The sequence below is a fragment of the Ligilactobacillus sp. RTP31139st1_D10_RTP31139_211217 genome (genome assembly GCF_040226755.1).
In the GTDB taxonomy this organism is placed as follows: Bacteria; Bacillota; Bacilli; order Lactobacillales; family Lactobacillaceae; genus Ligilactobacillus; species Ligilactobacillus animalis.
Genome location: NZ_JBCOAR010000006.1, coordinates 88,984 through 114,366, shown reverse-complemented (window position 1 = coordinate 114,366; position 25,383 = coordinate 88,984). Strand labels below are relative to the sequence as shown.

The following is a 25,383-nucleotide window of genomic DNA, read 5'->3' as shown; positions in this document are numbered from 1 at the left end:
GTAATTTCTTTTAGTGGGTCTAATAAGCTTAAACCTTTAAATCGCTTTAAGTAGCGCCTGACCCTTGTTATAATGATTCACGAACATACTTTAATAAATTATTAAAATTTATACTGTGATAATTTGCTAAAATTAATATGTTTAGTATTTTAAATAGATAAAGGGGTAGTTTTAATATGCTGCATACAGCACTACTTATGCTCGGTGTCGGTATCTTTGCCGGCATCATGGGATCTATTCTCGGGATCGGTGGTGGGATGATCGTTACCCCGATCGTCACTCTCGCTATGGGTCTTGATATCAAATATGCGATCGGAGCTAGTATCATCGCTGTTATCGCGACCAGTTCCGGGTCAACGATCGCTTTTCTAAAAGATGATGTGTTGAATTTACGGGTCGCGATGTTTCTTGAGATCGCAACTACGATCGGGGCGATCATCGGAGCCCTATTGACCGGGGCCTTTGATCCGATGATCTTATATATTCTCTTTGGTAGTCTGTTGGTCTTTTCCAGCTGGAACATGTACCGTAAAATGCGCAGTGGCCAAGAAGTCTTACAACACGTCACCGCTGATAAATGGGCCGAAAAATTCAATCTTAATAGCTCTTATTATGACAAAAACACCAAACAGCAGATCGATTATCAAGTGGAAAATGTTCCCGGTGGTTTCTTGATCATGCTGGGAGCAGGGCTAGCGTCTGGGATGCTTGGGATCGGTTCGGGTGCCTTTAAAGTCATGGCAATGGACGGGGCGATGAAAATGCCACTCAAACCTTCAAGTGCTACCAGTAATTTAATGATGGGCGTTACGGCTGCAGCTAGTGCAACGGTCTACTTCTTTAACGGTTCGATCAGACCTGATCTAGCAGTTCCCTTAGCCTTAGGGATCTTAGGCGGTTCAACGATTGGGACCCGGATCATGCAGGTCTTACCTTCAAAGATCATTCGCTTGATCTTTATCCCGATCCTACTTTACTTAGGATTACAAATGATTCTTAAAGGATTTGGGGTGGCGATCTAAAATGTCAAAAAATAACTCTACACGCAAAGAAATGTTAGAAGTCGAGCTCGTGATCGGTAAAATAATGCGGATCGGTGTCTTATTCTCAGCTGCCGTAATGATCTTAGGCTTTGCTATGTTTTTGATCACAGGCAACAGTGGTTATCCGGCCACGAGCTTTCCAACTACTCTACCTGCGATCTGGCAGGGACTCATTAGCTTTAAGGCGTACGCTTATATGATGGCTGGGATCTATCTTTTGATCTTGACCCCGGTCTTACGCGTTGTGATCTCTATCTATGCCTTTTACCAAGAAAAAGATATGCTTTACGTCAAAATAACCAGTTTGGTCTTGTTGATCTTGATCATTAGCGTTATCGTAGGCCACCACTGATTTTAAAGAAAGGACTAATTTTATGCCAAACAACAATCAAAATCACCCTGATGACCGCTCCACTAGCTCTAGCGCTGCGATCCCAAGTCGCCGTGAGACTTATCGTAATCAAAAAACACACAAAGCTCGAAAACAGCGCCACGCAAAGCCTAGTTCAAAGCGCCGGGGATGTTTCTTTTGGACACTATTAGTCACTGTGGTCGCACTGATCTTTGGCGGGCGCTATGCTTATCAAAAATATACCAGTGCTAAAAAAGCAGCAGATTCGATCTATAATTCTTCAAATATCAAAAAAGCGCGTGATGTGAATTCGACCTTAAAAGATGGGCACCCGATCTCGGTCCTTTTGATGGGGACTGATACTGGTGCTTTAGGTCGGACTTTCAAAGGGCGGACTGACACGATGATCGTGGCCGTGCTGAATCCCGAGAAAAAGAAAATGACCGTGGTCAGCCTGCCGCGTGACGCTGAAGTAGCTGTCTCGGGCTATGAAGAATACTTCCCAAGCAAACTAAATTCTGCCTATGAATACGGTGGTTCAGCCACAGCTGTTAAGACTGTCCAAAAATATCTCAACGTCCCGATCGACTTTTACGCGACGATCAATATGGGCGGTTTGGAAAAACTGATCAATGCCGTTGGGGGCGTTGATGTCGACCCACTACTAACATTCACCTATGACGGGCAAAGCTTTGAAAAAGGCAAAAAGACCCATATGGACGGCAAACGTGCTTTAGCTTACGTACGTATGCGCTATGATGATCCTGACGGTGATTATGGTCGGCAAGCGCGCCAACGCCAAGTCTTGACACAAGTTGCATTTAAGGGTGCCGATCTGACCAACTTGATCAATGAGAAATTCCTCTCCACGATCTCAAAACAAATGGTGACTGATCTGAGCTTTGATGATCTCGTGATCTTAGGTAGCAAATATCGCGTTGCCACTCACGACATGCAGACCGACAGCTTACGGGGCCAAGGCCAAATGATCAACGGTGAATCATTTGAAGTACCTACAACAGAAGAAAAACAACGGATCACCGATCTTTTACGTTCAGCTCTCAACTTAAAGCAAGCTTCGACTGGGAATACTCTTTCTGATTCCGCTCAGATCGACATTGAAAGTAATTAAAATAAGAGTCAGCGTCGTATAAATAATAGGGACCCCACTATGATTTAAAATCATAATGGGGTCCCTATTATTTACGCTCGCACTTGGGGCATATCTTTTGACCTATTTTTTAGCTAAATTAAACTGAGCTACCACAATAACAAAGAGCGTTGCAAGCCCCATCATGGCGATCATCACGGTAAATAGCATATTGTACGATGAATTATCCACGATCAAGCCACCAGCTAAGGGACCGATCGCCCGCCCTAAAGCAGCAAAAACACTGACCGCGCCCTGATATTTACCCTTTTCACTTAAAGTACTCAAGTTATCAACAACAGCTGGGATCGTTGGGAAAGTCAAGATCTCACCCAAGGTCACGATGACCATCGTCAGGATAAAGTGAGGATAATCAGTCGCAAATAATAAGGTGAAAAAGCCAAGGACAAAGATCGCTGCCCCTAAATAGAGCTTATAGATCAGTTTTATCTTTAAAATATCATCCAGTAGCTTATTTAGTAGTGGCTGACCACAGACGATCACGATCCCATTGATCGTCCACAAGAAACCATAACTCTTAACGGAGATCCCCAATGATTCCATGTAGATCGACAAGTTGCTCTGCCATTGTGAATAACCGGTCTCGATCGCAAAGAAAAGAACTAAGATTGCTCCGATGACCCAAACATAGCGTAATGGCGTCTTATCATGTCCCTTTTTAGTCGCCTGTTCTTTGACCAAAGCAGCTTCGGGCACATAATAATGGTGGTAGACCACAAGCCAAAAGAAAGCAAACAAGATAAAGTTGATGATAAAGATCCACTCGATACTTATCTCAACGAGTAGCCCAACAAGTAACGTACCGATCACGACACCGACATTTTGCATGAAATACAACATGTTAAAAACTTGGCGTGAACTTTTTTCTTTGATCCCAGTGGCTAACGAGTTTTCGATCGTGATCGCGATCCCCCCACCAAAGTTATCCAAAAGTAACAATATCGCAAATGTCGGCCAACCGTTGAAAAAGATCAATAAAAAGACCGCTAACGTCGATAAAAAGATCGCTCCTAACAACCAACGCCGAGCATTTTTACGATCTTTATCATACATCCGGCCACCTAAATAACTACCAGCGATCAACGCTAGCGAATTGATAAAGAGCACTATCCCAGCCGTAGTCAAACTTTGGCCAAGATAGTTGTGCATGTAGATCGTAGTCAGCGGCCATAATAAACTACTACCGACCGAAACGATAAAATTACCGCATAATAACCAGCTTAATTTTAATTCCCTTTTAGCCATAATTTCCCCCTAAATAACAAAAAAGAGACCGTACAAGACAGCCTCTTTTCGATTCAAAAGTCTAAGCGTTATGACTTAGACCACTTATTAGTCTTTTACTACGTTAGCAGCTTGTGGTCCGCGTTCGCTTTCTTCAACATCGAAAGTTACGTGTTGGCCTTCATCTAAAGTCTTGAAGCCTTCACCTTGGATAGCTGAGAAGTGTACGAATACATCGCTACCATCTTCGCGTGTGATAAAGCCAAAACCTTTATCAGCATTAAACCATTTAACTGTTCCTTGTTCCATAATAATTGAACTCCTCCTTGCGCCAATCTCGGCACATTAAAAAATATAGTGTAATTCCTCTAATCAGCGCATAATGGAGAAAGTTATCAAAGATAAATCCTAGCCACAATAGCCTATACAGAAATACGATTATAATTATAGCACACGATTTTTTTTTATGATACTAAAAAGCCTTATTTGACAAAAATATAATGTGCAGCTTTATAACCGATGCTTGTTTCTTGCCCATTTTGGGTAAAGCGTAAACGGATCGGTCCTTCAAATGGTGCATGTTCCAACACCTCTAACGTATCCCCGATCTTAATATCGATGTCATCTAAGTAAGTCAAAAGATCGTGGTTATCGGTAAAGCGATCGACCGTGATCGTACTGCCTGCTTTAGCTTCAGATAACGTCAAGTGGCTTTCTTCTTCATAGTGTCCGAGTTTATCAGGGATCACCCCACCATGCGGACAATACTTGGGATGATCCAAAAAGGCTTCTAAATGATCCATCAAGTTATCACTTGTCACATGTTCCAAAACTTCGGCATCACTGTGCACATCTTGTAATTTATAATTTAGCTTCTCTACTAAAAAAGTCTCCCAGAGGCGGTGGCGTCTAACCAATTTTTCAGCTACCTTTACACCTTCATCCGTCAAAGAGATCCCGGCATAAGGCGCATGTGTTGCTAGCCCTTCTTTCACTAGCTTATTGACCATTTCCGTCACCGAACCAGCCGCGATATTTAAACTCATCGCGATCTGTTTATTTGAGACTTTCTTCTCTCTTCCGCCTAATTCAAATATTATTTTTAGATAGTCTTCTTTTTTCGGTGTCATTTCAAGTACCTCGAAACACTTTATTTATTCAAAATAGAACTTTACTTGTCTATTATAACAGAACTTTGGTAAATTACAGGCTTTCTGCCCGCTAGTTTCTAAATTCTTTATCAATAATCAGTTGCATATCTGGTGGTATAGGACAGGAAAATTCCAGATACTTTTTGGTGAACGGATCGGTAAAACCGAGCTTTCCCGCATGAAGGGCTTGGCGTGCGATCAAAGTACGTTCACCACCATAAAGCTTATCGCCCAACAATGGATGCCCGTTTTCACTAAAATGGACGCGGATCTGATGCGTACGCCCAGTGTGTAGTTTGACCTGAACTAATGATAATTCAGCATTGCTCTTTTCAAGCCAGTATTCACTCTTAGCGAAGCGACCATCCGACGTGATCTGGTATTTGACATCATCAGGTACACGTGCGATCGGACCTTCGATAAAGCCGTGTTCACGCGCTATTTGCCCCTGGACCAATGCAAAATAACGCTTATCCATTCGATGTGATTCGACCTGACTAGCAATTTGGGCTTGGGCAAAGCTGTGTTTGGAAAATAATACCAACCCGCTCGTATAGCGATCCAACCGCGTAATGATCCGTGGCGCTTTTACAGCTGAACCTTGTTCGATGAGATAGCCCTTGACCCGATTGACCAGCGTATCGGTGCTATTACTTGGCCCAGGTACACTCGTCAAACCAGCTGGCTTATTGACAACGAGCCAAAACTCATCTTCATGGATCACTTCGATCGGTGCATGACTGACCGCCACATTTTCTTCTGCAGCATCAGCCGGTAATTTCAAGGTGACCGCAACTGGTCGATCCAATAAAATTGCAAGTTTAGTTTTTTGGCCATCGATCAAAACCTGACCATATCCTTTTTTTAGCTTGCCATACAGACGTTGACTGACCCCTTGTTTGCGTAAGAAACTCTTTAAAGTCTGTTGTCTTGTATCTTCTTTTTGCCAAGTAACCTTCATCTGATCCTTCTTTCTAGCGCCAATATATCATTATCAAAATATCAAAGATCATCACAAAGAGTAGTAGCAACAGCATAGCCTTGAGCCAAAAATCTTGTGCGACGATCAATGGTGCTAACAAGCTACCTAAACAGTACCAAGTAACTCCAAGTAAGATAATGATCATTTCAGCATAATTGCGTTTAGGTAACATATTGATCCCCCTTGCTTTTAAAAGCGACAACGATTCACATACTTACTATACCAACTAGCCTTGTCTGGCGCAAATGACTGTGTGAATTGTAAGTTGATTTGTAGTAAAATGTAAACTAGTTTACTAATATTACGAGAGAGGTGAATTTTTATTGGCACATATTACGCCTAATAAATGTCGCCCATTATACGCCACGGTCTACCTAGTGTTATTTCTCAGCTTGGCAACTTTGGTCAAATTAAAAGCCCCACTCATTGTCAGTTTTGATACCGCTGTTCAAAAATTACTGCTACCGATCACCAATTCAACGATGACAGACTTTGTCGATAAGCTGACTTTCTTGGGGGGCCCCGAGATGTCACTTATCTATTGTCTCTTATTGTGTTTGATCGTTTACCTATTACATGATGTTTATAATGCGATCTGGGCTTTATTGACAGTCGTCGGTTGTAACTTGATCAATTGGATCGTTAAAAATCTCGTTGCTCGCCCACGCCCTAGTGATCGGTTAGTTGAGATCGGGGGCTATAGTTTTCCTAGTGGCCATACATTTGGCACAGCGCTTTTTGTTTTGTTAGTCTTTGTTTTATTCCTACCCCATCTCCACAACCAAGGAATAAAAACTCTTCTACACGTTCTAGGCGTTCTTTGGATCATCGTGATCGCTTTGACTCGGATCTATCTTCACGTCCATTATCCGACCGATACGATCGCCAGCGTCTTATTAGTGGGTTTCTTATTTGAATGCTCTTTGATGTTGTCAGAAGCTTATTTGAAAAAACATCCCGAGCAGCAACACGACGCATAAAAAGGTTTGGTGACATCTTCATCAAACCTTTTTTGTATACTATATTTATATATACCCCAAACGTAGCCGAAACGTGTTCGACAGTACAACGCCTAGTAAATAACGCAGGGGCACCACGATGCAAAAAACGCATCTGAGCTATATAGACTAAACGTGTTCGACAGCACAGCTCCGTACAGATAACGCGGTCCCTCCTACAATGCAAAATACGCATTATAGGAGGGACCGCGTTATCTGTACGGAGCTACCCGTGCTGTCTCACACTCTGTCTCACATTCTTATTCAACTTGTCCGCGGCCTCTAGATCTGGGCTGTCTGGCATGCGACTCGCTAAGCCCCAGTAGTAAAAGACTAGACTTACCACTATGATGATCAAAAAGTCATACGGATACTTGATCCAATCTTGCCCGTTGAAACCTTTACTTCCTGCATACGACATCATTGACAAGAAAGCTAGATATACTAACAACCAGCCCCCACTCTTGAGCTGACGTTTCCATGAGATCTGCCCATTTTTACGGTCGTAATACATGTACATCGGAAGCCCTAGTAAGATCGCAAAAATAACTTGAACTGTCGTGGGCCACATCGCCCAATAGATCGCTAAACCTGCGATCACAAAGGTTAGTGGTGCGATCACGGGCATCATCTTTGAATGCACCGGACGCGTATAATCGGGCCGTAATTTGCGAAATGCCATAACTGTCACCGGACCTGTGGCATATGCGATCAACGTCGCTGTCGCCATCACACTGGCTAAGAGAGCCCAATCACGAAAAACTAACACCAACAAAGCTCCCACTGCAAAATTCGCTAAATAAGCAAAACGTGGATTACCATACGTACTATCGACCTCGCCTAACCACTTTGGGATCCGCCGATTCAATGTCATTGCTGCTAAAGTTCGCCCTGATGTGGCCGCAAATGAGACACCCGTTCCAAATGGTGAAACAAAAGCATCTAAATACAAGAGTACGGCTAACCAGTGGATACCTAATAGAATCGCAATATCAGCAAACGGCGAGGCAAAATTCAAGCCACTCCATCCATGCGTTGCCAATTGTGTTGGCGTGATCGTCCCAATATAAGCGATCTGAAGCATGATATAAATGACTGTTGCGATCGTCAGTGAGATCGTGATCGCGCGGAAAATATTTTTCTGAGGATCTTTGATCTCACCACCGATATTGATAACTGTTTGAAAAGCATTATACGACAAAATGATCCCTGAAACTGTAGTAGCCTCAAATACTGGACTTGAACCATTTGGCATAAATTCAGCTAAAGTATGACCAAAATTTTCTACATAAAATCCAGAACTCATCAATAAAATGATCGTCAACAACGGGATCGCGATCTTAAAGACTGAGATCAGATTCGTAAATCGCGTTAAAATGCTAACGGACCAAAAATTCAACAGGGTAAATACCACCATAAACAGGAAGACTACGATCAATCCTTTACCTACGATCTGCCCATTTTTCATAAAATCATTCGTCCAGTTAGCCCATGCCCACGGCCAAGTACTCATATACTGGACGGCGGCTACCGCTTCGATCGGGATCAAAGCTACTAAAGAGAGCCAATTAGCCCACGAAGCGATAAAACCAACTAACGGTCCATGACTATACTGCGGATAGCGACTCATCCCGCCGCTTTCAGGTAACATAACACCTAATTCGATATAATTGAACGCCACGATCCCGATCACGACCGCCCCAATAACCCAGGAAATAACGGCGGCTGGGCCAGCAACACTGGCAGCCTCACTGGAACCAAAGAGCCAACCTGAGCCGATCAACGAACTTAAGGCTAGCATTGTGGCTGAAAATAAACTTATACTTCTTTTTTGCACGATCTGCACCTCGATCAAACTGACCATACACTTGGTCTGGTCGAATATTTCTTATGTTACCATTTATTTAAATTTGGTGCAATTCACTTAGAGTGTGAGGTAAAGTGGTCAGCACCATATAAATAACAGGGAACTCAGCATGATGCGCATTTTGCATCGTACTTGGTTCCCTGTTATTTGCTAGGTGTTGCTTTGGCGAACACGTTTCCACTATATAGCTTAGCTACGTCTTTTAACAGCAGTAGCTACATTTTCCTTATTCAAAACCATTTTGCCGGCTCAATTCATTGAACCAATGGCCTGATTTCTTCAGCGTTTTGATCTGAGTATGGATATTATCTCTGATCAAGCCATAGCGATTGCGGTAGGCATTCTTCCATGACCAACAATCGATGCCCGTCCAGACAAAATAACCTTTGCAATTAGAACCAGCTTGGATCCCCTTATGCAATTCTTTCAAGTGTTTTTGCATAAATTCGATCCGATAGTCGTCACAGACCATACCAGCTTGATCCATAAAGCGCTCTTCGTTCGAGACACCCATCCCATTTTCAGATACGAACCAGTCGATATTGCCGTAATTATCGCGAATATTTAAAGCAATATCATACAAGGCTTTAGGATAGATCTCCCAGCCCTTATCGACGTTCATCACACGACCTGGCATCTCATATTCATCAAAGTAAATGTCTGGCATCCATGGTTGTAAACTCTGGGAAGAAACGGCCGGTGCCTTGACTCTAAATGGGTGATAGAAGTTGATCCCTAAAACATCGATCGTATTTTCTTTTAACAACTCAACTTCAGCCGGAGTTGCTTCCCACAAGACGCCATCTTTAGTCAAAATATCGACTAATTTTTGTGGATAATGGCCTAAGATCGCTGGTTCTAAGAACATCTTGTTGGCCCAAAGTTCAGCAAATTCCGCAGCCGCCCGATCTTCGGGGCTATCGCTGGCTGGATATGCTGGGGTCAAATTCAGGATCGTCCCGATCTTTTTATACTCATCTTGTCCGTAAAGTTCGCGGAAAGCCTTGATCGCTTTGGCTGAAGCTAAGTTCAAGTTATAAGCTACTTGAACTGCTAACGGACCATCGACTTTTAGCGGATAGTGGAATTGGTAGAGATAACCACCATCTAAGATCACTTTAGGTTCATTAAATGTAAACCAATGATCAACCCGATCACCGTAAATTTCAAAACACTTCTTGGCAAAGCCCGCAAAAAGATCGGTCACGTGCTTCGATTCAAAACCGCCGTATTTATGTTGTAATTCGATGGGCATATCGAAATGACATAAATTGATATATGGTGTGATCCCGTTAGCCAACATGGCATCGATCACACGACTATAAAAATCAGCACCTTCGGGATCGACTTCACACGTTTCAAAGTCTGCGATCAAACGGCTCCATTGGATCGAGGTTCTTAAAGCTTTGATCCCGGCTTGACGCATCAACTTTAAATCGCTTTCATAATCGTTATAAAAATTAGACGTTGTATCCGGGCCTACGCCAGCGTAAAATTCATTTGGATCTTGCGCATACCAATAGTCAAAAACATTTTGATGGCGTTTTTTAAAGTTACCTTCTGATTGTGGACCAGATGTCGCTGCTCCCCAAACGAAATTCTTTGGAAATGTATACATAGTTTTCATGCCTCCATTTTGTGTTCAAAATTGATCGCAGCACCTAAAAGATTTGCTTGTTCATGATACTTGCAAACCGTTATTTCAGGCATTACGTCAGCGATTTCAACGTGTTCTTTGATCTTAGCTAGGTGCGCACGGAGCAGCGGTAAAAGTTGTTCATTTTTGGAGATCGCACCCCCGATGATGAAAAGCTCTGGGTCAAAACTGTACTGCAGATCATAGAGCAAAGTCGCTAACGTCTGCATTGCTTGCTCAACTTCAGCCTGAGCCACTTCATCCCCCGCCTGAGCTCGCTCAAAGACTTCTTTACCACTGATATTTCGTCCCGTTTTAGTGTTATAGCGCTTAGCCAAACTAACGGGGGAAACTGCTTGGCTGACAGTCATCTCTTGTCCGAGCAGTAAGTAACCGACCTCACCGGCCAAGAGATGTGCACCGTGGCGGATGCGTTTATTTTCGACCAAAGCACCCCCCGACACCGGTCCCGATCACTAGAAAGATCGCATCTTTGACAGCTTTGCCCGCTCCATCGACCATCTCGGCTAAGGCGGCACAATTCGCATCATTTTCTAAACTGACCGGTAAGTCAAAGTACTTTTCCAATTCCGCTTGGATCTTAAAATTGTGGATATAGGGTAGCGCACTCGCTCCTTTGATCACACCTGTTTTTTGATCGACTGCTCCTGGGCTACTGATCGCAACGCCTTGAATTGGATATTGTTTTTTTAATGACGCAACGACAGCTTCCAAGTAAGTATAAAATTCAGCTAACATCTTAGGTGTTGGCTTAGCTGGCAAAACTTCCAAATTTGGACCTTGCTTTATGCCAAATTTGATCGTCGTGCCACCAATATCGATCAAGATCAAGTTCTCCATAGCACCCTCCTAATTGTATATACTTTTACCTCTAGTAAAAAAGGTGCGCTCCATACTCTGCGCACCTTTTATCTTATTTACCTTCTTCGTCTAAGCGTTTGTAGACGGCAATGATCTCTTTAGCTAGATCAACAAATGTGATCCCTGTCATCAAATGATCCTGTGCGTGGACCATATATAGATCGATCTCTGTGTGTTCACCTTGAGCTTCTTTGGTCAACATATCGGTCTGCACATTATGCGCATCCACGATCGCTTGATTTGCATCTTTGATCTTTTCTTCAGCCAAAGCGAAATCACCGTTTTTCGCAGCTGTGATCGCTTCGACGGCACAGTTTTTCGCATTGCCACCCGCCATGATCAGGCCCATGACGATCTGCATTCTTTCATCTGTCATCTTGTTCTATCCTCTATCCCATGATTTTTTCAGCTTCATCAAGCACATTTTTACCGTTCATCATGCCATAATCTGTCATGTTGATAACTTCCATTGGCACTCCAGCATCATCACATTTCTTTTGGACATCAGCTTTCATATATGCCACTTGTGGTCCTAACATCAACACATCGGGCTTTTCTGTTTCAAATTGATGATCGATATCAGCCACTGATTTAGCAAAGATCTCATAGTCTTTTCCACGGTTCTTTGCTTCTTCTTGCATTTTTGCAACTAACATTGAAGTTGACATACCTGCTGAGCAGGCTAACATAATAATTTTTTCAGCCATTGTGATTCATCCTTTTCCTAAATAATTATTTTGTTTCATTTGCTGCTTCTTGTTGGCAGAGATATTTATCGTACTTCTTAGCAAATGGCCAATACATCCCAACTGAGATCAGTAAGACGATCGCTTGCCATAATGCCATCTTCCAGCCCCCGATCAAGAAACCTGAAATGATCGGCGGTGTCGTCCATGGTGCGGCAGCTCCAGTTGGTGGAACTAAGCCAAAGTAGATCACCAAGTAAGTCGAAAGTGCAACAACAACTGGTGTCATGAAGAACGGAATCGCTAACCACGGATTCATGACCAACGGGATCCCAAATAGAAATGGTTCGTTGATGTTAAAGATACCTGGTACAGCTTCAACTTTACCTAATGACTTGAATTGGACTGATTTGGCTGCTGTCAAAGTAAAGACAAGCAACCCGATCGTGATCCCTGAACCAGTCAAATTGATGAAGTTGTTGTAAAATTCGTTTGTTACGATGTGAGCACCATTTTGCATGGTCAATTCGCCCTTAGCGAGTAAAGCAGCGTTATCAGCGGTATTTGGTAGTAAGAAGGCACCACCGATACCACCCATGATCAAGCCCCCGTGGACCCCAAAGAACCAGAAGAACACGACCATGAAGGCTAAGATCAAAGCACCACCGAGCGAGTCAGAAAGCCCTTGCAAAGGAGCTTGTAAAACATCGTAGATCCATTGCAACATATCGGTGTTGAATACTTTAGCAAAGAAAGCGTAGATCAACATCGAAACTGTAATGATCACACCAGATGGGATCATTGCTGAGAATTGGTTAGCTACGTTAGCTGGTACTTGTTCTGGCAAGGTGATCTTCCAACCAGCTTTAGCCATCGCTGTATAACTCCAACCGACTAAGAGACCAACAATGATCGCTGCGATCATCCCTTGTCCACCTAACCAAGTCATGTTGATCGCACCCGTTACAGGTGAGGTCAAATAATTTTGGATGACTTGTGGTAACTTATCGATCTGTTCAGCAACTTGTGTCCCGGTATAAACGACCTTGCCGGCAGCATCTGTGATCCCGGCACCATCTTTACCCATTGCTGAAACTAAAGGACTGTTGACGACTAAATTTTGTAGTAACAAGAAAACTGATAGGGCTGTTAGGCCACAAGGTAGAGCTTCTTGTTTTTCATTTCTGGCATACACATAGGCGATCCCAATTACCGTCCAAATCGAAATAATGGCAAATGTTGTTTGATATGCTTGATTAAAGAAGACTGACCAGCCAATATCTTTGAACCATTCTTGTACCGCAGGGATCGGGAAGGAGTTCAAGATCAAGAAGATCGATCCGATAATGATAAATGGTAAGGCATAGACCATACCGTCTTTTAATGCTACGATCGCCTTCGTATTCACAAATTTCATGATCGGAGGTAATATCTTAGCATTGATGAACGCCCCAAATGAGCTTTGCTTTTGTTCTGCCATTTGTTTCATCTCCATATTCTTTTAGTTTATATTTAACCGCTTACAAAAGCGTACGCACATTATGGGCGCCCAAAATGCAAAATACATTTTTGTAACCGCTTAATCATTTTTACACACTTAGTATATATTCTTTTTCCTCATTAGTCAACTCATATACATAAAAAGTATATACTGAATTAAAAATAGAGTTACAAAAAATATTTTAACTAATTTTGTTATAGCACAAGACTAGATCAATAACAATCAATATGCCCTTGAGATCAGCATACAAAAAAGGACCGCCCTGTGACGATCCTTACTTATACTCTTCAGTGAGTTCAGAAATTGATTTTTGTTCATTACGCGCCTGCAAAATGACTTTGATGACTTGCTTATCATCTAGATCAGTGACATTGACTCCATTTTTTTGGAGTTCTACTTTTGCCTGCTCGAGTTGTGCTTTTGAAATGTTATTTTGTTGAGCTAGTTCAGCAGCACTCAACTCATCTTCCACGGGTGGTTGGACATTATAACCTAACGCCCGCAATTCTGCATCATTTGAGCGTTTCAATGCTTGGGCTTTTTGGCGAATATCATCATAGTAATTATCCTTGATATTACCGTAACCTAAGATCACTGCAAGTTGGGTATTGGATGACGTATATTCGTAGTTTTTAGCTAATGAATCAGCTCTAGCATAGATCTGTTCAAAATTCTTTGATTGAGCGATCACTTCTTTAAGCTCCATCTGCTTTTCAGAAGCTCGCTTGACCAAAATACTTAGACCCGAATTCTCAGAAGCAACTTGATGGAATTTAGTCCGTGCCTTGCTATATTGCTTATTTTCTATCTGATCAAGTCCTTGTTCATAGCATTTTGTCTGCTCAAGATAAAGCTTAGCTGTTTCATCACTTGGCTTTTTCTTCAACGCATCTTGAAAAGAGATCTTAGCTGCAACATAATTACCATCATTAACATAGGCTTGGCCCAATTCTAGAGCCGATCGATAACTTTTAGCGGTCTCGACTCTTTTTGTCACACCGTAACCCACAAAGATGAATGCTAAGAAAAGTCCGATCACCGTCCACCATAGCCATCTTTTCATCATTTCGCCCCCTATCCCGTTCATTATAGCATTTATCGGCTATTTTGGCTGGAAGTTGCCCCCTACTAACCAAGTTTCAACTAAACTGATCCAACTTTGAACGGCTGGTTCGATATAGTTAGCCTTTTTAGCAGTTTGTTTGGTCCCCAGACTAAGCCCGTGTCGCCCATATGGATAGAGATGCATTTCAAAATCAATACCATGTTTACGCAAAGCTTGCGCAAATAACAAACTATTTTCGACTGGAACGCTTTGATCAGCAACCGTATGCCAGATAAATGTTGGTGGCGTAGCGGCGGTGACGCGTTTTTCTAAGGACAAGAATTCGCGCAGCTTTGGATCTTTACCAACTAAGTTATCAAATGAACCGCTATGGCTAAATTCTCCCGCTGTGATCACAGGGTAACACAAGATCATCCCATTAGGCTTGATCATCTCTTTTGCATAACCGTGATCGTTAAACAGCTCATCGGTCCATAAAGTCCCCAAACTCGCCGCTAAATGCCCTCCAGCAGACATTCCCAAAATAATGATCTTATCCGGATCAAGAGCAAATTCTTTAGCATGCGCACGCACATAGCGGACACTTTCGGCTAGTTCGAGCAAGGCCACGGGATAACGCGCTGGTGCACAGCTATACCGTAAAACAAAGGCCGCTAGATCCATCCCTAAAAATTTGAATGCTACTGCTTCGGCTTCACGATCACTTGTCATCCGATAAGCTCCCCCTGGACAGATGATAACAGCCGGACGCTTACGTTTAAGGTCGATCTCAGGTGAATTATCGGGAACATACCCCGTCAATTCCGCCGTCGTTGATAGGGGCGTTATCATTTTCTTTGTAAAGTATTTCATCTTATTCACCTCAAAAAAAGACCATCACCCTTTGGCAACAGTCTAAACTTTCGTAATTATACTGGTAAGACTAACGCTAATAATGCAACTGCGATCAAACCAAAAACGACTGAAAGGCCCATTGAACGTGAGCGGTAAGCGACCCCGATCACGATAACAGCTGCAAAGATCTTGGCTAGATAGCCTAAGCCAATAAAAGAGTAATCCTTTGTATTGATAAAAATATCTTTAACGACCAAAGCCGTAAATAAGGATACCGGCACATATTTCATCCACTCATTGAACCATTGGGGGATCTCACGGGTAGAGAAGATACGCAACGGAATGAAACGGGGCAAAAATGCCACCACCATTGATAATAGAACTAAAATCAAATGATCCATACTCGACATATGCATAACTATTCTCCTGACTTGCTGATGACTTTGCGACTTGCTTTAGGCTTGATCTTCTTGAGTAAGAAGCCTTTTGCATGCCCGTGCTTGACTAAATAATCTTCGACCATAAAGCCGACCAATGAAGCGAGCAACGTTGCCACCACAAGTCCCATCGTACTCTTGATCAAGACCATTGCGATGATCGCCAAAACAGCTGACAAAAGACTGATAAAGATCGTTAAAACATTCTTGATCTGCATGACGATCATATATAAGAAGAGCGCCGTCAATGCAAAATCAACGATATCCAAATTGATCTTGATCATATTACCGATCAAACTACCGACTAAGTTAGCACCTGTCCAGAAAAGTAATGAATAATGTTCGACCATAAGTGCATCTTTAGGTGTCCAACCCTTATCTGTCGCAAATTTCAAGTAGTTGACAGCATAGTTCTCATCATTTAACGAAGCTGCAAAAAGATAGAGAAATTTTTTGCTCGTCCCCCGCATATATTGCGATAAACTCGAACCAAGTAAGGCATAGCGTAATTCGAGAAAGAATAACATGATCAAGATCGTATGCATTGGGGCATTTGCCACCAACATTGAGGCGATCATAAACTGCGCCCCACCAGAAAAGACCAACAACGAGACCAACGTTGTTAAGATCCAGCTAAATCCAGCAGCATGTAGCAAGATACCACACGCTAACCCGATCGGAATGTAACTCAAGCATAGTGGCATTGAGATATCCAAGACCTCACGCCAACGTGGTTTTACATTTTCCAATTCAATTGTCTCCAGTGAAATTTAGTGACCAAAGCCACCAAAAGAGTATGGAGTGCCAAAAACACTCCATGTATATAGATAAAAAACTCCCTGTAATTTTGATTATAACACATTATTGTTAATGACAAAAACCGTGGCTAAGTCACTTTTAGAGTTAATTTTTTGTATGTAAAAAAGGCACCCCCTATCAATTCTGGGGTGTGCCTTTCACACTAACCGATAATAATTTTCTCAGTTGGCATCTTATAACTCAGATCACGGTCGCGTTTTCTGATAAAGAACATCAGGGTGTACAACATTCCGATCCGACCGACGAACATCAAGACCATGATCACGATCTTGCCGACAGTCGACAATCTATCCGTGATCCCCAGCGATAGCCCGGTCGTCCCAAAAGCCGAAGCCACTTCAAAGACTAATGACAATAATGGAGCGTCCTCTGTAGCTGAGAGGATAAAGACCGCTGAAATACACAACAATGTCGATAAACTCACGACCACGATCGCTTTTTGGATATCTTCGCGACTGATCCGCCGATTGAAGATATTGATGTTGTTGCGCCCACGAATGAATGAATACAGATACAGGATAAAGATCCCGATCGTCGTGGTCCGCACCCCACCACCGACAGAACTTGGGCTAGCCCCGATGAACATCAACAGTGCCAGTAAAAGTAAGGTCGTGTGGTTAAAATCATTCATGCTGTTGATCTGAAGTCCTGCATTACGCGAGGAGACACTGTAAAACATGGCTGACATAAAATTATGCAGACTATCAGCCCGCAAATGCAGACCACCATTTTCCGATAGATACAGCAAGATCGTTCCTACAACTGTAAAGATCGCTGCAAAAAAGACCGCTAATTTACAGAACAGGGAAAATCTAAACTTGCGTAGTCCACGGTAACGCAGCTTGTAGAAGAACCAAGCCTCGATCTCAGTCAAAACTGGGTAACCGATACTTCCGATGATAACTAAGACCATAATGATCAATAAGAAACCATAATCCTGTCTAAACGGGGCGATCGAATCCCCGGTAACATCAAAACCAGCATTGGTGACCGCACTGATCGAGATGTACATTCCGTGAAAAAGGGCATCGGAAAAACTATCATAGACGTGACGCCACGTGAAATACAGGGAAAACAACAATCCAAAGACTAATTGGACCATGATCATCAGTCCAAAGACCGACGTCACTAATTTGACCATCCCACTCAAGCGCGGTTGGTTCATATCAAATTGGATCAGCTGGCGTTGATGTAACCCAATGCGTCGGCCAGTCAAGACCATCGCGACTGTGGCTAACATCGTGACCCCAAAGCCCCCAACTTGGAACAGTACTTCTAGCAAGATGACCCCATACTCGTTATAGACTTGGTCGATCGGAAAAGTCGACAGACCGGTCACACTGATCGTCGAGATCGCCATAAACAAATTATCTAGCAGCGTTGTTTTTGGCGCATCAGGTAACTTGATCCACGGTAAACACAGTAGACCAAAAGTAATGATCGTAGCGATGCCATAATATGCAACTAACAATTGGATCGGGGTCGCTTCACGATACTTGGCCCTGATCTTTTTCTTTAACCTATAAAACATTCCTAAACTATCCTAACTTGGCGATCTATTTGATCACCTGCATTTTTGAATAACTGATCACGATCTTTTGTTTCAACTCGATCGCCGTAACTGTATTCTCAAATTCAGGGTCAAAGATGATGATCGCCGAATTACGCAACTGCTTTTCGATGGTCCCCTTATAATGGTGGCGATGATAAACAAACTCGACATGGGTCCCAGGGACAAACGGCTTGCCTTTGGCTGAAATTTCGGTCTTCTTCTCTTCATTTCGCCGTGGCTTTCTTCTTTCCATCTTTTTCATCTTCCTTACTTAAATACATCTCCATTATAACGCAGATCCGACTTAAATTAAGAGATGAAGTGCCGATCAGACATCTTTTCTGAGCATCGTCAATGATTGGCGTAAGGAAGCCCAGATCCCCTTTTGATTGTAGACCAATACATTTACTCGATACATTCTAGCGGAAAAGGCAGCTAAGACCAAGGTGCTCAAGACTAAAATAACCAGGGAAATACTTGCCCCCATGAGCCCAGCTGTCCCGTTGGCCAATACGATCGGCATCAAGATCATGGAGAAAAATGGAATATAGCTACAGATCATCACGATAAAGTTACTTGGATCATTTGCCGCCACGACCAAGCCTAACATGTAACCCGCCATCATCAGATAGGTGACTGGCATGATCGCTTTAGGTGCATCTTCGGCCCGATTGACCAAAGAACCACACAGAGCAGCCAAGACCGCATAAAAGAGGGAGCCTGCTAGGATAAAGAGGATCAACAAGACGATAAAACTCGGTTCGAGCCCCGTGAAATGTAAATTATCTAACATTTCATTTAGGCTATCGTTATCACGCATGATAAAGACTGCAATTCCGACCAAGAGCCCCGTTGCCACCAATTGAGTCAACGCAGCCAAGATCACCCCTAATAATTTTCCGTAGAAATGAGTCTTAGCGTTCGTACTGGATAAGATGACTTCCATGATGCGCATTCCTTTTTCACCCGCGATCTCTTGGGCGATCAAACTCGCATAGGTCAAAACTAAAAAGAACGTGAAGATACAAGCCGCATAACTCAAGGCAAATTTGACTCCTGAGCTATCCTTTGACGTCTTGACCTTGCCATCATCAGTAAAGGAGATCTCTTTACCTTCAAGCTTAGCTGGTTGCATCAATTCAGCAACTTGATCTGGGGTCAACTTGTATTCACCTGCTTTGAGTGACGTCTGGAGGCCATTTAGTCCCTGTTGAAGATTAGCCATCGTGGTATTGCCGGGAACTTTTTCGCCATAGACAGTGCTGGTCAACTTACCTTCTTTTTGCGTCAAGACGAGATAATGGTCTAGCTTTTCAGCTTGCAACTGTTTTTGGGCCTCCTTGACTGAATCCACTTGTTTTAACTTTAGATCGGGAAATTTTTGTTGCGCTAAAGCCTTGGCTAACACTGGTTGATCGGAATAGATCCCGATCGTAGTCGTCTCTTGGCCTCTATTCATGATCGCACCGATCAAAAAGCCGATCAAAACTACGATAAATGGCATAAAGACCCCGATCAAAAAGCTCGGTGATTTGACCGTTTTACGGTATACATCACTTGCGATCACCCATAATTTCTCAAAGTTCATCTTTTTCACCCGCCTTTAGTTTGAAGATCTCCTCTAACGTCAACGTTTCTTGGCTAAAGGTCGGAATATATCCATCCTTTGTTGCCAGTTCAAACAATTCACGCCCAGCTGCAGGGTCAGATAGAGTTACCTCTAACCTTCGTCCGCGCTCTTTGACAGCCACTACCCCTGGAACAGCTTGAACCTCAGCTGTAGTCAAGGGTGATTCTAAAAAGACTTTGATCTTACCAAACGAATCTTTGATGTCTTGGACTTTGCCCGCCAAAACTTGTCGTCCATCTTTGATCATCACCAAGCGATCACAGATCTGTTCCACATTGGCCATGTTATGACTTGAAAAGATCACACACGAGCCTTGTTTGCGCAAAGCGATGATCGCATCCTGCATGATCTGAGCATTGACAGGATCTAGTCCACTAAAAGGTTCGTCTAAAATGACTAATTTAGGCTCATGGATCAAAGTAGTGATCAACTGGACTTTTTGCTGATTGCCTTTGGATAAAGATTTGATCCTATCATTCTTTTTACCCTTAACTTGTAAATGATCCATCCAATAGTCGAGGTTTTCTTTGATCTCACGTGGTGCTTTCCCACGTAATTTGCCAAAGTACATGACCTGTTGTTCGATCGTTTCTTTAGGATAAAGACCGCGTTCTTCGGGTAAATAGCCGATCAGATCTTTTTGCTTTTCACCGATCTTTTCGCAATTCCAGAGAACTTTTCCCGCTGTTGGTTGCATCAGGCCCAACAACATCCGAAAAGTCGTCGTCTTGCCTGAACCATTTTGACCCACCAGCCCCAAGATCTCACCGTCTTTTATCTCAAACGATAGATTTTGTACGGCTTTTAGGGTGCCAAAGTTTTTGGCTAAGTGTTTCACCGATAACATTTATTCTACCTCAGTTTCTTTGTCGTACCATCTGAAAATATTTTTCCAGATAGATCTTATGTGCAGCTGCAATGATAATGTTATACAACATGACCTTTTGCTCGGAACGCTCCCCTGTTTCGAAACTCAACGCCCGCTCTTCAAAGACTGCGAGCAAAGTTTGTTCCAACTCTTCCCGAAAATACGTATATGCGGTTTGGATCGGATACGTCTCGCGTTGGACTTTGACAAGTAATTTTAGATCATCTAAGGCTAAGACCGTCTTAGAAATAGTGATAAAAAAAAGATAGGCGATCTGCTCGCGCGAATATTGCTTTTTTTCCGGGCGAGCGATCAATTTTTTCTTAACATAATTGCTGATCATCGATGGGGTCAATTCACTACCCAAAAGTGGTTCTAAATACTTGTTGATAAATGTAGCTGTCTGCTCCAAATAGAGTCCCACATCAGGTATCTCTTCAAAAGTAGGGAGTTTAAAATAAGCAACATTTTCCTGTTGTAAAATTTTTTTCATTGTTTACGTCCTTTCCTAAATTATAGCTTATCCTTTCATGTTCGCGCTATCAATATCTTTTGACAAATCGATAACACATGTTTATACTCAAATATACCATAAGTTTTTTAAAAACCGTTGAAAAAGTATATAAAAACTTCTATAAAGGAATAATAGAGATGAAATATAAGATCATTGCCGATTCTGGCTCAAATGTAACAACTTTAGCAGACACTGATTTTACCAGTGTCCCGATCACGATCATGGCTGGCGGTAAAGAATACATCGATGATGCCGCCCTAGATGTCTTAGTGATGACCGATGAATTGCGCGAATTATCCACCAAAAGTAGTACTGCTTGCCCTAATATCGATCAGTGGCTAACAGCTTTTAGTGAAGCAGATATCATCGTGGCCGTCACGATCACCGGTGCGTTATCGGGTAGCTATTCTGCGGCTGTGCAGGCCCGCGAACAATATTTAGAAGAGCACCCTAATGCCCAAGTCCTTATTTTAGATTCACAATCAGCAGGACCACGGATGCAACTTTTAGTCGAATACGCCGCTAAATTATTCGCAGCTGAAGCACCATTTAGCGAGATCGAAAGCAAATTAACAACTTATCAACAACATACAGGGCTTTTGTTCTCGCTTGAATCACTGACCAATTTAGTCAACAACGGCCGGATCAGTGCTGCAGCCGCTAAGATCTCCAATATGCTCAAACTCCGCATCGTCGGGACTGACACCGAGGGAAAACTCACCCCTGTCGGTAAGGCTCGAGGGCAAATCAAAGCCATCAATCTACTGTTAAAAGAAATGCAAGCGCAAGGTTTTAACGGTAAAAAAGCCTGCATTGCCCATTGTTTCAATGAAACTGGCGCTGAATCGCTTTCCCAAAAGATCAAGGAAACTTATCCCGCTTGCGAGGTAACGGTCACTACAACACGTGGTGTTTGCAGCTACTACGCTGAAGTCGGGGGCTTGATGGTCGGCTTTGAAAAACAATAATACAAACATGTTCGGCAGCATAACTCCTAGTAGGTAATAAGAGAACCGCCATGATGCACAATACGCATCTGGGCTATATAGCCGAAACGTGTTCGACAATGCAACGCCTAGTAAATAAGGAGGGGGTCACTATGATGCAAAATACGCATCATAGTGACCCCCTCCTTATTTATACGGCGCTGACCGCATTGTCTCACACTCTAGTCGTTTAAGTTTTGATTTTCAACATCAACGTAAGTAACTTTACTACGTTCAGCATTCATTGCTACCCAAAGCAAAGCAACTGCGACAATGATGTAGATCAATTGAACTCCAACAGAGATCCAAACTTGATTTGCACCTAGACCTGATGTCAAGGATTCACGGAAACCGTAAACTGAGTAAGTCATTGGCAAGAATGGATTTACCATTTGGAAGAATCCGCCCATTGCACGGGTAACTTGAATTGGGAAGGACCCACCACAAGAACCGAGCTGGATGACCAAGAAGATGATCCCTAGGAAACGTCCGATATTGCCAAATGCGACGGCTAAGAACATCACGATAAAAGTACTTGCAAGGGCAAAGAACCAAGCATTGATCAAGGTTGCCCCTAAATGATCTGGATGTAAGCCAGCTGCCATCATCAAGAGAACTTCAACTACTGAAGTCCCAGTAGCAACAAGAGCACCAACTGAGATCTTGCTCAACCACCATTCAGTTGCACTAGCATCTGGATCGGATAAGCGACGTACTGGGTAAACTAAGTTGAAGACCAAAGCACCAACATACAATGCAACTGATAACATGTATGGAGCTAAAGCATAACCATAGTTTGGTACGTAACTGTAACTCTTATGCTTGAGTTCGGTTGGAGAAGCAAACATGTTTGAAGTCTTAGAGGACAAGTTCTTCGTATTATCGTTTACTTGTTCTGAACCTTCTGCTAAGGCTTTAGCTAACTTACTATTACCTTGTTCTAATTGCGTAGCACCATCAGCTAACTTAGGTGAGTTAGCGTTCAATTGTTGGGTACCATTAGCTAATTGGTTCACACCTGATGTCAAAGTAGGAACTTGAGCATTCATTTGGCCTAAACCACCGGCTAATTGACTTGCACCACTGCGTAAAGCAGCCGAGTTGGCAGCAAGTTGGCTCGTACCAGCAGCAAGTTGGTTGATACCACCTGTCAATGTTGGTACTTGTGCGTTCAATTGGCCTAAACCACCGGCTAATTGGTTTGCACCTGATGTTAAAGCACCTGAGTTAGCTACAAGTTGACCTGTACCAGCAGCAAGCTGGTTGATACCACCTGTCAATGTTGGTACTTGACCATTCAATTGGCCTAAACCACCAGCCAATTGGTTTGCGCCTGATGTTAGTTCTCCATTCTTAGAAGTCAACGTTTGTGCACCAGCATAGGCTTTATCGACACCTAATGTGTACTCAGTAACTTTGGTGCTCAATGTATTAGAACCCTCGGATAATTCGTTAGCGCCTGTTCTTAATTTTTCTAAATCAGTCGTTAATCCTTGAAGATTAGACAATTTAGAAGTATCCACTGTATTCAATTTATCCAGTAATACATTTACTTGTTTGATGTAATCTTGCATTTGTTGCGCATTTTGCAAGATCGGTGCCAAGCTATTTTGTGCTTGTGTCAATTGATCTTTAAATGTTTGAGCTGCAGCACCAGCAGCTTGAATGTTTTGACCAGCTGCTTGGTTCTTAGCAATCGCATCAGCTAATTTTTGTTGATCTTCAGCAGATAACTTGTATTTATTAGCTGCAAGTACTTCACCAACTTCTTTAGCTGAGCCAGAAATATTGTTCCCTGCACTGCCTAAATTCGTTGTCAGATCTTGACTGAACTTATCAGCACTTGAATTGATCCCACCTAATAGAGTAGGTAAACCGTTCATTGTATTTTGCAATTCTTGCAATTGTTTTTGGATCGCAGGCGCATGTTGTTTTAATTGCTTCAAACCTTCGATCGCTTGCTTAGTATCGTTAGAGTTCAATTGATTGATAATAACATCAGTTTGTTTGTTAATTGTATCAGCTAATGTTTTATTACCAGCCGCTAGATTGCCAGCACCTTCTCTAAGAAGTTTTGAATTATTATGCAACTGGGTTAAACCATCATTCAATTGAGCTACCCCAGCAGTATAAGTGTTCAACCCATTATTCAAGGTAGTTGAACCAGTAGCTAATTGCCCTACACCGTTAGCTAAAGCGCCAGTACCATTTTGTAATTGTAAGACACCATTATTGACTTGACCGACACCATTTGTATATGTGCCCAAACCATTTGCCAACGTATTAGATCCAGTAGCCAATTGGCCCACACCGCTAGCTAAAGCGCCGGTACCATTTTGCAATTGGAAAACACCGTTGTTTACTTGGTCAACACCAGCTGTGTAAGTGTTGATTCCGTTAGCTAACGTATTTGAACCATCAGCTAGCTTCAAAACACCTTGGCCCAAAGGTACCACACCTGTTTGTAACTTGATCACACCGTCATTTACTTGAGAAACACCAGCTGTGTAGGTATTGATCCCATCGGATAAAGTCTTTGAACCATCGCTAAGTTGTTTTGAACCCTTAGCTGCCGTGTTAAAGCCTTTACCGACTTGCTTGATCACCCCAAAGACTGTATCTGCATATGACGTTGAAACAGTTTCTTTGACCTGAGCGTTAACTTGTTTAGCCCCTTCTTCACTGATAACTTTACCGATATAGTTGAGGGAGTCATTGGTCGTATATTGCAATTCCATCTTCTTAGGATCCTTATCCAAAACAGTTGTTGCATTCTTGGAGAAGTCCTTAGGGATCGTAATTACCATATAGTATTCTTTGTGGCTAAGACCATATTCAGCATCTTTTTTAGAAACAAAATGCCAGTCTAAACCATCATTTTTCTTTAAATTCTTGACTAACTGATCACCCACATCGAGTTTCTTACCACGGAAATTTACCGCTCTGTCTTCATTAACTACGGCTACGGGCAAATACTTAGCATCGCCGTATGGATTCCAGACAGATTTCAAGAAGAACACAGAGTATAAGAATGGGATAAACATAATAGCCAAAATTGCAGCTAAAAGCATCTTTTGACTCTTGATATGTTCAAATTCAGCCTTGATCGTCTTCAAGATAATTTCACTCCTTAACCTAAAATATTTTATTGCTGTCTAATAATATACACTGAATGTCCACGAAA

25 protein-coding genes and 1 pseudogene are annotated in these 25,383 nt (G+C 42.6%); 5 read left to right on the top strand and 21 right to left on the bottom strand.

All coding sequences use genetic code 11. From position 1 onward, the window contains the following. The first annotated feature begins 176 nt into the window (after positions 1 to 176). The 3 genes from ABT996_RS05335 to ABT996_RS05325 are packed head-to-tail and all read left to right on the top strand — an operon-like array spanning position 177 to position 2,527. Complete coding sequence (locus ABT996_RS05335) at positions 177 to 1,022, top strand: sulfite exporter TauE/SafE family protein (RefSeq protein WP_035446879.1); 846 nt, start codon at positions 177 to 179, stop codon at positions 1,020 to 1,022. A 1-nt stretch (position 1,023) separates the two neighbouring features. Next, the gene (locus tag ABT996_RS05330) at positions 1,024 to 1,395 is read left to right on the top strand and encodes a DUF1634 domain-containing protein (protein ID WP_010690366.1); all 372 of its coding nucleotides are present in this window, start codon (positions 1,024 to 1,026) and stop codon (positions 1,393 to 1,395) included. A 22-nt stretch (positions 1,396 to 1,417) separates the two neighbouring features. After that, on the top strand, positions 1,418 to 2,527 hold the full coding sequence (locus tag ABT996_RS05325; RefSeq protein ID WP_010690365.1) for an LCP family protein: 1,110 nt from the start codon (positions 1,418 to 1,420) through the stop codon (positions 2,525 to 2,527). A 102-nt stretch (positions 2,528 to 2,629) separates the two neighbouring features. Here the strand turns inward: ABT996_RS05325 and ABT996_RS05320 are convergent, their stop codons facing one another. The 5 genes from ABT996_RS05320 to ABT996_RS05300 form a co-directional block, all read right to left on the bottom strand. Then, complete coding sequence (locus ABT996_RS05320; protein WP_010690364.1) at positions 2,630 to 3,811, bottom strand: MDR family MFS transporter; 1,182 nt, start codon at positions 3,809 to 3,811, stop codon at positions 2,630 to 2,632. A gap of 87 nt (positions 3,812 to 3,898) precedes the next feature. Further along, entirely contained in the window at positions 3,899 to 4,099 is a 201-nt protein-coding gene (locus tag ABT996_RS05315) for a cold-shock protein (protein WP_004050761.1), read from the bottom strand. A 173-nt stretch (positions 4,100 to 4,272) separates the two neighbouring features. Further along, positions 4,273 to 4,920 carry a metal-dependent transcriptional regulator gene (locus ABT996_RS05310; RefSeq protein WP_010690363.1) on the bottom strand — a complete coding sequence of 216 codons (648 nt, stop codon included), beginning with the start codon at positions 4,918 to 4,920 and terminating at the stop codon, positions 4,273 to 4,275. A 91-nt stretch (positions 4,921 to 5,011) separates the two neighbouring features. Then, a complete protein-coding gene (locus tag ABT996_RS05305; RefSeq protein WP_035446877.1) occupies positions 5,012 to 5,902 on the bottom strand; it encodes an RluA family pseudouridine synthase in 891 nt (296 codons plus the stop codon). Positions 5,903 to 5,915: 13 nt separating this feature from the next. Further along, positions 5,916 to 6,095 carry a hypothetical protein gene (locus ABT996_RS05300; protein WP_004050766.1) on the bottom strand — a complete coding sequence of 60 codons (180 nt, stop codon included), beginning with the start codon at positions 6,093 to 6,095 and terminating at the stop codon, positions 5,916 to 5,918. 151 nt (positions 6,096 to 6,246) lie between these two features. Here ABT996_RS05300 and ABT996_RS05295 point away from each other — a divergent pair, with 151 nt between their 5' ends. Continuing rightward, positions 6,247 to 6,903, top strand: coding sequence for a phosphatase PAP2 family protein (locus tag ABT996_RS05295; protein WP_010690359.1), 657 nt, complete (start codon positions 6,247 to 6,249; stop codon positions 6,901 to 6,903). Between the two features lie 244 nt (positions 6,904 to 7,147). On the opposite strand, the gene ABT996_RS05290 is transcribed toward ABT996_RS05295, so the two are convergent. The 15 genes and pseudogenes from ABT996_RS05290 to ABT996_RS05220 all read right to left on the bottom strand — a co-directional run bounded on the left by ABT996_RS05290 (position 7,148) and on the right by ABT996_RS05220 (position 21,192). Beyond that, entirely contained in the window at positions 7,148 to 8,785 is a 1,638-nt protein-coding gene (locus ABT996_RS05290; RefSeq protein ID WP_010690357.1) for an APC family permease, read from the bottom strand. 229 nt (positions 8,786 to 9,014) lie between these two features. Continuing rightward, entirely contained in the window at positions 9,015 to 10,406 is a 1,392-nt protein-coding gene (locus ABT996_RS05285; RefSeq protein WP_035446875.1) for a glycoside hydrolase family 1 protein, read from the bottom strand. A gap of 5 nt (positions 10,407 to 10,411) precedes the next feature. Beyond that, positions 10,412 to 11,285 (bottom strand): annotated as a pseudogene (locus ABT996_RS05280) (ROK family protein). 73 nt (positions 11,286 to 11,358) lie between these two features. Beyond that, a complete protein-coding gene (locus ABT996_RS05275; protein ID WP_010690353.1) occupies positions 11,359 to 11,682 on the bottom strand; it encodes a PTS lactose/cellobiose transporter subunit IIA in 324 nt (107 codons plus the stop codon). Positions 11,683 to 11,695: 13 nt separating this feature from the next. Further along, positions 11,696 to 12,013, bottom strand: coding sequence for a PTS sugar transporter subunit IIB (locus tag ABT996_RS05270; RefSeq protein WP_035446873.1), 318 nt, complete (start codon positions 12,011 to 12,013; stop codon positions 11,696 to 11,698). A gap of 25 nt (positions 12,014 to 12,038) precedes the next feature. After that, complete coding sequence (locus tag ABT996_RS05265) at positions 12,039 to 13,472, bottom strand: PTS sugar transporter subunit IIC (protein WP_010690350.1); 1,434 nt, start codon at positions 13,470 to 13,472, stop codon at positions 12,039 to 12,041. Positions 13,473 to 13,767: 295 nt separating this feature from the next. Continuing rightward, positions 13,768 to 14,556: a hypothetical protein gene (locus ABT996_RS05260; RefSeq protein ID WP_035446871.1), complete on the bottom strand. Its 789-nt coding sequence runs from the start codon at positions 14,554 to 14,556 to the stop codon at positions 13,768 to 13,770. A 39-nt stretch (positions 14,557 to 14,595) separates the two neighbouring features. Continuing rightward, a complete protein-coding gene (locus ABT996_RS05255; RefSeq protein ID WP_035446869.1) occupies positions 14,596 to 15,411 on the bottom strand; it encodes an alpha/beta hydrolase in 816 nt (271 codons plus the stop codon). Between the two features lie 56 nt (positions 15,412 to 15,467). Next, positions 15,468 to 15,809 carry an AzlD domain-containing protein gene (locus ABT996_RS05250; protein ID WP_005919099.1) on the bottom strand — a complete coding sequence of 114 codons (342 nt, stop codon included), beginning with the start codon at positions 15,807 to 15,809 and terminating at the stop codon, positions 15,468 to 15,470. Positions 15,810 to 15,811: 2 nt separating this feature from the next. Next, entirely contained in the window at positions 15,812 to 16,579 is a 768-nt protein-coding gene (locus ABT996_RS05245; RefSeq protein ID WP_005919097.1) for an AzlC family ABC transporter permease, read from the bottom strand. A gap of 212 nt (positions 16,580 to 16,791) precedes the next feature. Beyond that, entirely contained in the window at positions 16,792 to 18,180 is a 1,389-nt protein-coding gene (locus ABT996_RS05240; protein ID WP_005919094.1) for a TrkH family potassium uptake protein, read from the bottom strand. A gap of 25 nt (positions 18,181 to 18,205) precedes the next feature. Next, positions 18,206 to 18,454, bottom strand: a complete 249-nt coding sequence (locus ABT996_RS05235; protein ID WP_005919090.1) for a hypothetical protein — start codon at positions 18,452 to 18,454, stop codon at positions 18,206 to 18,208. Positions 18,455 to 18,529: 75 nt separating this feature from the next. Then, positions 18,530 to 19,789, bottom strand: coding sequence for an ABC transporter permease (locus ABT996_RS05230; RefSeq protein ID WP_035446866.1), 1,260 nt, complete (start codon positions 19,787 to 19,789; stop codon positions 18,530 to 18,532). Continuing rightward, positions 19,779 to 20,678 carry an ABC transporter ATP-binding protein gene (locus tag ABT996_RS05225; RefSeq protein WP_035446864.1) on the bottom strand — a complete coding sequence of 300 codons (900 nt, stop codon included), beginning with the start codon at positions 20,676 to 20,678 and terminating at the stop codon, positions 19,779 to 19,781. The genes ABT996_RS05230 and ABT996_RS05225 overlap by 11 nt, the downstream gene beginning before the upstream one ends. 10 nt (positions 20,679 to 20,688) lie before the next feature. Beyond that, entirely contained in the window at positions 20,689 to 21,192 is a 504-nt protein-coding gene (locus ABT996_RS05220) for a DUF1836 domain-containing protein (RefSeq protein WP_010690344.1), read from the bottom strand. Between the two features lie 158 nt (positions 21,193 to 21,350). Between ABT996_RS05220 and ABT996_RS05215 the strand changes: the two genes are divergently transcribed. Beyond that, positions 21,351 to 22,181, top strand: coding sequence for a DegV family protein (locus ABT996_RS05215; protein ID WP_035446862.1), 831 nt, complete (start codon positions 21,351 to 21,353; stop codon positions 22,179 to 22,181). A gap of 200 nt (positions 22,182 to 22,381) precedes the next feature. On the opposite strand, the gene ABT996_RS05210 is transcribed toward ABT996_RS05215, so the two are convergent. After that, entirely contained in the window at positions 22,382 to 25,315 is a 2,934-nt protein-coding gene (locus tag ABT996_RS05210) for a YhgE/Pip domain-containing protein (protein WP_035446860.1), read from the bottom strand. Between the last annotated feature and the right edge of the window lie 68 nt (positions 25,316 to 25,383).

What these genes read in the sequence shown, in the direction of transcription:
- ABT996_RS05300 (WP_004050766.1), bottom strand. Translation starts at nt 6,095, where the DNA reads ATGTTACCTAAACGCAATTATGCTGAAATGATCATTATCTTACTTGGA.
- ABT996_RS05305 (WP_035446877.1), bottom strand. Translation starts at nt 5,902, where the DNA reads ATGAAGGTTACTTGGCAAAAAGAAGATACAAGACAACAGACTTTAAAG.
- ABT996_RS05240 (WP_005919094.1), bottom strand. Translation starts at nt 18,180, where the DNA reads ATGTTTTATAGGTTAAAGAAAAAGATCAGGGCCAAGTATCGTGAAGCG.
- ABT996_RS05230 (WP_035446866.1), bottom strand. Translation starts at nt 19,789, where the DNA reads ATGAACTTTGAGAAATTATGGGTGATCGCAAGTGATGTATACCGTAAA.
- ABT996_RS05335 (WP_035446879.1), top strand. Translation starts at nt 177, where the DNA reads ATGCTGCATACAGCACTACTTATGCTCGGTGTCGGTATCTTTGCCGGC.
- ABT996_RS05260 (WP_035446871.1), bottom strand. Translation starts at nt 14,556, where the DNA reads ATGAAAAGATGGCTATGGTGGACGGTGATCGGACTTTTCTTAGCATTC.
- ABT996_RS05270 (WP_035446873.1), bottom strand. Translation starts at nt 12,013, where the DNA reads ATGGCTGAAAAAATTATTATGTTAGCCTGCTCAGCAGGTATGTCAACT.
- ABT996_RS05250 (WP_005919099.1), bottom strand. Translation starts at nt 15,809, where the DNA reads ATGCATATGTCGAGTATGGATCATTTGATTTTAGTTCTATTATCAATG.
- ABT996_RS05255 (WP_035446869.1), bottom strand. Translation starts at nt 15,411, where the DNA reads ATGAAATACTTTACAAAGAAAATGATAACGCCCCTATCAACGACGGCG.
- ABT996_RS05310 (WP_010690363.1), bottom strand. Translation starts at nt 4,920, where the DNA reads ATGACACCGAAAAAAGAAGACTATCTAAAAATAATATTTGAATTAGGC.
- ABT996_RS05220 (WP_010690344.1), bottom strand. Translation starts at nt 21,192, where the DNA reads ATGAAAAAAATTTTACAACAGGAAAATGTTGCTTATTTTAAACTCCCT.
- ABT996_RS05225 (WP_035446864.1), bottom strand. Translation starts at nt 20,678, where the DNA reads ATGTTATCGGTGAAACACTTAGCCAAAAACTTTGGCACCCTAAAAGCC.
- ABT996_RS05275 (WP_010690353.1), bottom strand. Translation starts at nt 11,682, where the DNA reads ATGACAGATGAAAGAATGCAGATCGTCATGGGCCTGATCATGGCGGGT.
- ABT996_RS05235 (WP_005919090.1), bottom strand. Translation starts at nt 18,454, where the DNA reads ATGGAAAGAAGAAAGCCACGGCGAAATGAAGAGAAGAAGACCGAAATT.
- ABT996_RS05325 (WP_010690365.1), top strand. Translation starts at nt 1,418, where the DNA reads ATGCCAAACAACAATCAAAATCACCCTGATGACCGCTCCACTAGCTCT.
- ABT996_RS05320 (WP_010690364.1), bottom strand. Translation starts at nt 3,811, where the DNA reads ATGGCTAAAAGGGAATTAAAATTAAGCTGGTTATTATGCGGTAATTTT.
- ABT996_RS05265 (WP_010690350.1), bottom strand. Translation starts at nt 13,472, where the DNA reads ATGGCAGAACAAAAGCAAAGCTCATTTGGGGCGTTCATCAATGCTAAG.
- ABT996_RS05330 (WP_010690366.1), top strand. Translation starts at nt 1,024, where the DNA reads ATGTCAAAAAATAACTCTACACGCAAAGAAATGTTAGAAGTCGAGCTC.
- ABT996_RS05315 (WP_004050761.1), bottom strand. Translation starts at nt 4,099, where the DNA reads ATGGAACAAGGAACAGTTAAATGGTTTAATGCTGATAAAGGTTTTGGC.
- ABT996_RS05290 (WP_010690357.1), bottom strand. Translation starts at nt 8,785, where the DNA reads ATGGTCAGTTTGATCGAGGTGCAGATCGTGCAAAAAAGAAGTATAAGT.
- ABT996_RS05215 (WP_035446862.1), top strand. Translation starts at nt 21,351, where the DNA reads ATGAAATATAAGATCATTGCCGATTCTGGCTCAAATGTAACAACTTTA.
- ABT996_RS05285 (WP_035446875.1), bottom strand. Translation starts at nt 10,406, where the DNA reads ATGTATACATTTCCAAAGAATTTCGTTTGGGGAGCAGCGACATCTGGT.